Genomic DNA, 9,168 nt, shown 5'->3' on the forward strand with positions numbered 1-9,168 from the left:
TCATATTGCACATTTTTTTTCAGGGGGATTAGCCAATGGCGTTCACTGCCAGTTGTTTGCCATTTATGTAAAAGCCCTAAAGAATAAAAACCTTTGTCGAATAAAGTGAGGCTATTGTCTGGTGTGGTTTCTATAAGCTTTTCAGCCAGTACCATTTCATTGACCTTGTAATCATCAAAAGCGCTCCCCGTTATTAAATGGCTGCTCAGTTCCATTTGACACACCATTCTGACCTGTGGGTATTGTGTGTTGGTCGGTTTTGTAAAGGCCTCATTATTTTGGGGGGAGTCATCCGTACGCCAAACAACACCATCGACACCCAGCAAGGTAAGTCCATTCCAATGAGGGTGGTTAGCGTCTTCATTCCAATGTCTTTGGGTACATTCAAATAAGGCTTTCATAGCGGCTTCACCTAGGTTTTTACGACGCTGAGTTAAAGCACTTGGCGCAACAAATGGCTTCCCTTCTCGGTCAACAATGTCGAGCATATTAACGACATCGGCCATGGATTTGTCATTATAAATAACCATACCGATCAACAACCAAGCCATCGATTCTAGGGTTAGTTTTCTTTTTCGTAGTGTAACGGTTTCGGTCAGTGCATAGGCTTCTTCGATAAGAGATAAAGGGAGTAAGTCTGCGAGTGTTTCAACGTCATTAGGTTTGATGTTGTTAATAATATCGAGAGCATTAGAAAGTTGCATAAAAAAATCCGAATTCTACAAAAGAATTCGGATTCTTACATACCTAGAAGATCGTTCAAGTGCTATTAACTAATTCTTAAATGATCGGCATTAAGCACTAGGCTCGCTTTTTAAAAATACAAAACGTACGTTATTTTAGCTTGCTATCAAGCTCTTCAATTTTAGCTTTCCAGATAGCAGGGCCTTGTGTATGCGCATTGGCGCCTTCACTGTCTACTGCAACGGTCACTGGCATATCTTCAACTTCAAATTCGTAAATAGCTTCCATACCTAAATCTTCAAAAGCAACTACGCGTGCTTTTTTAATCGCTTTAGATACTAAGTAAGCTGCGCCGCCTACAGCCATTAAATAAACAGATTTATGCTCTTTAATAGACTCAACCGTTGCAGGGCCACGTTCAGCTTTACCAATCATGCCTACAATGCCTGTTTTTTCTAGCATCATATCGGTAAATTTATCCATGCGAGTGGCTGTTGTAGGGCCAGCAGGACCTACTGCTTCATCGCGTACCGCATCCACTGGGCCTACGTAATAAATAAATTTATTATCAAAGTCTACGCCCTCAGGTAAACCTTCACCTGAGTTGATCATATCTTGCAAACGTTTATGCGCTGCATCACGACCTGTTAAAATAGTGCCCGAAAGTAAAACGGTTTCACCCATTTTCCATTCTTGAACATCTTTTTTAGTCAGTGTATTTAAATCAACACGACGTGTGCCTTCGCCCACTTCAAATGTTACTTGTGGCCAACCTTCTAGTTTAGGTGCTTTTAAATTAGCAGGGCCAGAACCGTCAAGCGTAAAATGTACATGGCGAGTTGCCGCACAATTTGGGATCATTACTACAGGTTTTGAAGCTGCATGCGTTGGTGCTGTTTTAATTTTAACATCAACAACCGTTGTTAAACCGCCTAAACCTTGTGCGCCAATACCTAATTTATTAGCACGGTCAAAAATTTCTAAACGCAGTTTTTCTTCAGTTGTCTCTGCGCCGCGTTCCATTAATTCATGGATATCAACCGGATCCATTAACGACTCTTTAGCCATTACTGCTGCTTTTTCAGCCGTACCACCAATACCTATACCTAGCATGCCTGGCGGACACCAACCAGCACCCATTGTTGGTAGTGTTTTTTCTACCCATGCAGCAACATCATCTGACGGGTTTAACATAACCATTTTACTTTTGTTTTCAGAGCCGCCGCCTTTAGCCGCAACCATTACTTCTACTTTTCCACCCGCTACTAAATCAATATGCACAACCGAAGGCGTATTATCTTTAGTATTTTTACGCGTACCAGCAGGGTCTGCTACAATAGATGCACGTAAAGGGTTATCTGGATTCAAATATGCACGACGAGTACCTTCATCAACCATTTGTTGAACGGTTAAATCTGTTTTATCCCACTTAACATCCATACCTACTTTAACAAAACAGGTAATAATACCGGTGTCTTGGCAAAGTGGACGCTTGCCTTCAGCCGACATGCGTGAGTTAATTAAAATTTGTGCAATGGCGTCTTTAGCCGCTTTACTTTGTTCTTTGTTGTACGCTTTTTCGAGTGCTTGAACAAAATCAAGTGGGTGATAGAACGAAATATATTGCAATGCATCTTCAATGCTATCAATAAAGTCTTGCTGACAAATTGTACTCATAGTGGTTCCTTAAGTTACCGTTACGCGTTGACGCGTAATCTAAATCAAACCGGTGACGGTGGTTTGCACTGTTTTTTGCAGCTTAGTGCTGCCAAAAAATTTGACTTATGATACCCTCCCAGCCCGTTTCGAGCCAGTTCTTAAAGGGGCAGTAAATGCTAAACAATAAAAAAAATTGTATTAAATTAGGCATAACACAAAACTGCATTGACGTTTTTGCGCATTTTTCACATTTGCCTTATGCAATTCTATTAGATTCTGCAAATAGTAATCATATAAACAGTCGTTTTGATATTGTTGCTATTGAGCCGCAAAGTACCCTTGAAGTAAAAAATAATAAAAGCTTTTTAAATAATATAGAAAGTAGTGATAACTGCTTTGAAATTATGAATAATGAGCTTTCGCATCTTGCTAAAACAAAAGCCGATTACGATTTACCCTTTAACGGCGGCTGGCTTGGCTACTTTGGCTACGACTTAGGGCGTACAATTGAAAACATCCCCACTCGTGCTATTGAAGATATTAATCTTCCCCAAATGGCTATTGGCCTTTACTTAGATGCCCTTATTTACGACAAACAGCAACAAAGCTGGTTTTATGTATCGCAGCCAAACACCGATAGATTAGCGCTTTATGAGCAATACTTAAATACGCACGCTAACTCCCAAGTTAATACGCAGTCCTTTGCCCTAAACAGCGACTGGCAATCAAATATGAGCGAAACCGAATACGCTGCAAAGTTTGCCCAAATTGAGGAGTATCTAAAAAGTGGCGATTGTTACCAAATTAATTTAGCGCAGCGCTTTAACGCTCAGTTTGAAGGCTCCCCTTGGGCGGCTTATATTAAACTGCGTGAGGCAAATAAAGCGCCATTTTCGAGCTTTATAAATCACCCTCAAGGGGCAATTTTATCAATTTCCCCTGAGCGCTTTATATCTGTAAATAATAACGTTGTAGAAACCAAACCTATTAAAGGCACACTGCCGCGAAAAGCGGATGCGCTGGAGGATCAACGCCAAGCCCAAATACTCGCAGCATCAGCTAAAGATCGCGCTGAAAACGTAATGATTGTTGATTTACTGCGTAACGACTTAGGCAAAGTGGCAAAACCTGGCAGCGTTCACGTCCCTTCTCTTTTTGCTATTGAAAGCTTTCCGGCAGTGCATCATTTAGTAAGCACGGTAACCTCGGAACTTGATGAAGGTAAAACAGCCGTCGATCAGCTAAAAGCGGCTTTTCCGGGTGGCTCAATCACCGGTGCGCCCAAAATTAGAGCAATGGAAATAATTGAAGAATTAGAACCACATCGCCGCAGCATTTATTGTGGTTCAATTGGTTATTTAAGTGCGTGTGGAAACATGGACACCAGTATCACTATTCGCACCTTGGTGTGCCACAAAGCGCAAATTTACTGCTGGGCAGGTGGCGGAATAGTCGCTGATTCTAAAGTCGAATTGGAATATCAAGAAACTTACGATAAAGTAAATAAAATCCTCCCTTTATTAAAACAGTAGGTCGCTTTGAATAGTGAACACATTATGGCGCGGTTTCTGTTAAGCCCTACAGCTGCGCCAAATCAGTTAAAAGACACACGTAAAAAACGCGCTAGCGCTGTTATGCTACCCATTATTGATATAGATAACCATGCACATATCTTACTGTGTAAACGCCCTACTTATTTACACCATCACCCTGGGGAGATTTGTTTGCCCGGAGGCAAGTTTGAAGTAAGCGACATTACCCTTCGCACCACAGCCCTTCGCGAACTAAAAGAAGAGCTAAATATTGCCCAAAGCAACGTTAATGTATTAGGTCACTTACCTGAGTATTCAACCTTAACGGGTTTTAGTATTAGCCCCTATGTAGGTTTACTCAAAAAAGACACCACCTGGGAAAATGACTATAATGAAGTACAAGCGAGCTTTTTGCTCTCGGTCACTGAATTAAATAACGAAGCTAACTGGCAACCCTTACCTTTTCAACGATTTGGGAAAACGGTTATTTTGCAAGGTTTTAAAACGCCGCATGGTTTACTTTGGGGTGCGACGGCAAACATTATAAAAAACTTTACAAAACAACTCGCCTTACCAGTTTAAATCTTCGTTATTAGTAGTTACACAATCACAATTCCACGTTATCATGCTCGACCGTTCAAAGAGCAGCTTCGAGCTGATAAAACAAAGTAGAGACACACATTATGATCAGTGCATTTGATATGTTTAGCATTGGTATTGGCCCTTCGTCATCACACACCGTTGGCCCAATGCGCGCATCACGCTTATTTGTTAATGACCTACAAGAACAACAATTATTAGCAAATGTTACCGATATTAAAGTAGAGCTTTATGGCTCTTTGGGACAAACAGGTGTTGGCCATGGCTCGGGTAAAGCCGTAATTCTTGGTTTAGCCGGTTATGACCCTGAAACTATAGATGCCGATTTAGTCGACGACATTTTAGCCACTATCGAACAAGATCAGGTTATTTATTTAAACAAAACACACAAAGCTAAGTTTCCAAAACAAGGCGCTATTGTTTTTCATCGTCGCAAAACGCTGCCTAAGCACTCTAATGCAATGGAAATTATCGCCTCAAACAACGGCGAAAAAGTTTACAGCAAAGTATATTACTCTATTGGCGGTGGCTTTATTGTTACTGATGAAGAGTTTGAAAACGAAAAACAAGCAGCCCTTGATATTAGAGAAGAAAACCCAGCTCCTTTCCCTTTCAGTAGCGCAAAAGAGCTACTAGAGATGTGTAAAGAGTCAGGGCTTAGTGTTTCAAGCTTGATGATGAAGAACGAAAAAACACTGCGCACTGAAGATGAAATAAAAGACACGCTGTTTCATATTTGGAAAGTAATGATGGCCTGTATTGAGCGTGGTATGCGTACCGAAGGTATTTTACCTGGCGGCTTAAAAGTAAAGCGCCGTGCGCCAAGCCTATACTTAAAACTAAATATAGAAGTCAGTAACGACCCACTTCGTGCAATGGACTGGGTTGATTTATTTGCCCTTGCCGTAAACGAAGAAAATGCGGCAGGTGGCCGTGTAGTTACCGCACCAACTAATGGTGCTGCGGGTATTTTACCGGCTGTGCTTATGTACTATCACACATTTGTGAAAGAAGTAGACCGCGATATAGCCACACGTTATTTATTAACGGCTGCTGCTATTGGTATTTTATATAAAAAGAATGCCTCTATATCGGGTGCTGAAGTAGGTTGCCAAGGTGAAGTTGGCGTTGCGTGCTCTATGGCTGCAGGCGCATTAACAGAAATTGTTGGTGGCAATGTTGTGCAAGTAGAGAACGCAGCAGAAATTGGTATGGAACATAATTTAGGCCTCACGTGCGACCCTGTTGGTGGCTTAGTACAAGTACCGTGCATTGAACGTAATGCAATGGGCGCGATTAAAGCAATTAATGCCTCACGTTTAGCTATTCGTGGCAGTGGCGAGCAAAAGGTATCACTTGATAAAGTGATTAAAACCATGCTTGAAACCGGCAACGATATGAAAACCAAATACAAAGAAACCGCTCGCGGTGGATTAGCAGTTAATATTATCGAATGTTAATCAGCTCGCTATAAAAAGAAAAAGCTGCCTATTTAAAATAGGCAGCTTTTTTATTGTTCGTTCAATGTAATCACCTTATTTAACCGGTAACTCTATATCTGCAAATAATTTATCTACATCGTCTTGGTTACGCATTAAACTTGCTCGCTCTACGCGCTCTTTAGTTAAGTGCGGTGCAAAACGTTCAATAAAATCATACATGTAAGTACGTAAAAAGCTGCCCTTTCTAAAACCAATTTTGGTCGTGCTTGCTTCAAATAAGTGGCTTGCATCAATACACACTAAATCGGTATCGCTCACTTGATCTATCGCCATTGAAGCGACAACACCAACTCCTAAACCCAGTCGTACGTATGTTTTTATAACATCAGCATCGGTTGCAGTAAATACAATGTGTGGCTCAAGTCCGTGTGCGCTAAACGCTTTATCTAACTCTGAGCGGCCCGTAAAACCAAATACATATGTAATAAGTGGATATTGGGCAATGTCAGCAACAGTTAAACTATTTGCCTTTTTAGCGAGAGGATGGTCTTTAGCAACAACAATACTGCGGTTCCAATGGTAGCAAGGCAGCATAACTAAATCTGAATACAAATGCAGTGCTTCTGTTGCAATAGCAAAGTCGGCATCACCGCGTGCTGCAGCATCTGATATTTGCTGTGGAGTACCTTGGTGCATATGAAGCGATACCGCAGGGTATTTTTTCATAAACCCTTGAATAACGTTAGGCAAAGCATAACGGGCTTGGGTATGTGTTGTGGCAATATTTAACTTACCTTGATCAGGTAGCGTATGCTCATTAGCAACGGCTTTAATACCTTCTACTTTGGAGAGTATTTCACGAGAAATATTAATTATATCTTCGCCAGCACCGGTTACATGCGTTAAATGTTTACCACTGCGACCAAAAATTTGTACACCCAACTCATCTTCTAACATGCGTACTTGTTTAGAAATTCCTGGCTGCGAGGTAAATAAACTCTCAGCAGTCGCTGAAACATTTAATTTATGATTTTGTACTTCTACGATGTATCTGAGTTGTTGTAATTTCATGGCTGCAAATTTTAACGTTATTATTCATATTATTTATAAAGGCAATACCGCTTAAAACCAAGTGTTATTTGCGTAAAATATCACTTTAGGTCTTTAGGTGTGCAATTATCTGATTAGAGCTCAAGGCTAGCATAATAAATATGTTTCAGGTAGCGATGTTTATTCAGCTTTAGTTTATAAGCCCTTAGGGTGACTACGGTTTATAAAGAGCTCAACCTATCAATTTTTTGGTGTATTTTTTAAGTTAATCGGCGCAAAGCTACCCTGTTAACGTATATTTAATGTAAGATTAAATAATTAGGTTATATATCCGAGAATTACACCATGATCGTTTCTATTATAATAGTGCTTATAGTTGCATTGATTGTGATTGCACTTTGGGTAAGTGCTGTACAACAACACAAAGAAAAACAAGAAGCGGAACGACGCAAAGAGCTAACAAAACAAAAAGCTATAATAGAAGAAACTGAAGAAGCACTAATGAATAGTGCCAATATACCTCTTTCTGAAAACATAATCCGTGTATTGCAACGCCGTATTTACGAAGCATTAAACACGATGGTTACTAGTTCGCCAACATCCAAAGCACTCAAAAGCCGCTTAGGTGAGGCTAAAACGCACCTCACCAATGCAGTTCTAGACAACAGCAGTGAAGCCCTAACGTTACCCAATAATGACAAACAGCTTGTTGGCCTAATTCAAGGTATTAAAAAATTACGCTCAATTTTACGCTCTGAACATAATAAAGGTCGTATTGATAGCCAAGTTTTTGTTTTAGAAGATAAACGTCTTGAAAAACTACAACTGCGTATTAATATCGAAAGCCAAATAAAACGTGGCTTATCTGCCCGCTCAGCAAGTATGGTTGGCTCAGCAAGACAGTATTTTGAAAAAGCACAGGCAACGCTCAATGCAGTTACATACACCGATGAATATGTAACAACAAAACGCCAAGAAGTTGAAGGTTACTTAGAAGCAATTAGTGTTGAACTAAGAGCTTCTAATGCAAGCGCACTTAAAAAGAAAACAGAAGAAGAGCAAGACGACTTAGATATATTGTTTGCGCCTAAAAAGAAATGGTAATTCTTTTATAAAAGTATTAAAAAAGCCTGCACAAAATAAATTTATGCAGGCTTTTTTGTCTCTTTCTTAGTTACGCGGATTCAAACCTGAAGTGCATAACGTTTAGGCGGCTTTAGCCGCCAAGTGATCCTGCATCAATTTTGCAGGCGTTTCAAATCCAAGTGTCTTCCTCGGACGATTATTAAGTTGCTCAAGTACTGGTATAACCTGCGCTGGTGTTACCGCCTTAAAATCTGTGCTCTTCGGCCAATACTGGCGTAGTAATCCATTCGTGTTTTCATTCAATCCGCGCTCCCATGAGTGATAAGGGTGAGCAAAATAAACAGGAACACTTAAAGCCTCTGTGATTTGCTCGTGATAAGCGAACTCTTTTCCATTGTCAGCCGTGATGCTATGAAGCGCTGACCTATATGGCCTTAATAGTTCTATCGTCGCCGCAGTGACGGCTTGTGCTGTTTTGCCTGCCACCTGCGTTGATACAGTGAATTGGGTGACCCGCTCTACAATGGTAACAAGGGCGCCTCGATGACCTTTACCTATGACGGTATCTATTTCCCAATCTCCGATACGACCTTTCTCATCAACTATTTGTGGGCGTTCTTCAATGCTAACGCGATTTTTTATTTGCCCTCGGTTTGTTTTACCATGACTGCGCTTGTGATATTTCTTACCGTGTCGGCGCAGATGTAGGTATAACTCACCACCTGCTTTTTTATCTTCCCAGATATACAGATAAATGCGTTCATGGCTGACAGACCGTTCACTTTCTTTACGCAACCATCCCGTTATTTGTTCAGGGCTCCACTTCTCATTAAGCTTCTGGGTAATTAAAGCCATCATTTCAGGTGTCATCTTAAGCGGTTTTCTTACACTTCTTCGGCGAAACAAAGCCCGCTCATGAGCTTGTTTGTGTCTGTAACCTCGCTTACCTGTATTTCTAGAAAGCTCTCTTGAAATCGTAGATTGCGATAAATTAGTTAGCTCAGCAATACTTTGTTGCGTAAAACCACTTTTCTTTAGAACGGCGATCTGGCATCTTTGCGCATAGGTCAGTTGTTTGTAATGTCTCATTGTAAAATCTCTTGCCGGAGAAAAAG

General features: G+C 40.7%; 8 protein-coding genes. 4 read left to right on the forward strand and 4 right to left on the reverse strand.

The window, feature by feature from the left end; translation table 11 throughout:
* Window positions 1-704: IS4 family transposase (locus tag L655_RS0124140; protein ID WP_024606539.1), on the reverse strand; the 704-nt coding region annotated here is incomplete at its 3' end.
* A gap of 130 nt (window positions 705-834) precedes the next feature.
* A complete protein-coding gene (locus L655_RS0124145) occupies window positions 835-2,361 on the reverse strand; it encodes a fumarate hydratase (protein ID WP_024606540.1) in 1,527 nt (508 codons plus the stop codon).
* 155 nt (window positions 2,362-2,516) lie between these two features.
* On the opposite strand from L655_RS0124145, the gene pabB reads away from it, so the two are divergent.
* The 3 genes from pabB to L655_RS0124160 all read left to right on the forward strand — a co-directional run bounded on the left by pabB (window position 2,517) and on the right by L655_RS0124160 (window position 5,935).
* Entirely contained in the window at window positions 2,517-3,875 is a 1,359-nt protein-coding gene (gene pabB, locus L655_RS0124150; RefSeq protein ID WP_024594771.1) for an aminodeoxychorismate synthase component I, read from the forward strand.
* Between the two features lie 6 nt (window positions 3,876-3,881).
* Window positions 3,882-4,457, forward strand: coding sequence for a CoA pyrophosphatase (locus L655_RS0124155; RefSeq protein ID WP_024606541.1), 576 nt, complete (start codon window positions 3,882-3,884; stop codon window positions 4,455-4,457).
* A gap of 101 nt (window positions 4,458-4,558) precedes the next feature.
* Window positions 4,559-5,935 (forward strand): L-serine ammonia-lyase, encoded by a 1,377-nt coding sequence (locus L655_RS0124160; RefSeq protein ID WP_024606542.1) that lies wholly within the window; start codon window positions 4,559-4,561, stop codon window positions 5,933-5,935.
* A gap of 75 nt (window positions 5,936-6,010) precedes the next feature.
* Here the strand turns inward: L655_RS0124160 and cysB are convergent, their stop codons facing one another.
* Complete coding sequence (gene cysB / locus L655_RS0124165; protein ID WP_024606543.1) at window positions 6,011-6,988, reverse strand: HTH-type transcriptional regulator CysB; 978 nt, start codon at window positions 6,986-6,988, stop codon at window positions 6,011-6,013.
* A gap of 324 nt (window positions 6,989-7,312) precedes the next feature.
* Between cysB and L655_RS0124170 the strand changes: the two genes are divergently transcribed.
* Complete coding sequence (locus L655_RS0124170) at window positions 7,313-8,071, forward strand: hypothetical protein (RefSeq protein ID WP_024606544.1); 759 nt, start codon at window positions 7,313-7,315, stop codon at window positions 8,069-8,071.
* A 102-nt stretch (window positions 8,072-8,173) separates the two neighbouring features.
* Here the strand turns inward: L655_RS0124170 and L655_RS0124175 are convergent.
* Window positions 8,174-9,168: IS30 family transposase (locus tag L655_RS0124175; RefSeq protein ID WP_241764482.1), on the reverse strand; the 995-nt coding region annotated here is incomplete at its 5' end.

It is taken from the genome of Pseudoalteromonas sp. TAE79, from assembly GCF_000498015.1.
Classification (GTDB): Bacteria; Pseudomonadota; Gammaproteobacteria; order Enterobacterales; family Alteromonadaceae; genus Pseudoalteromonas.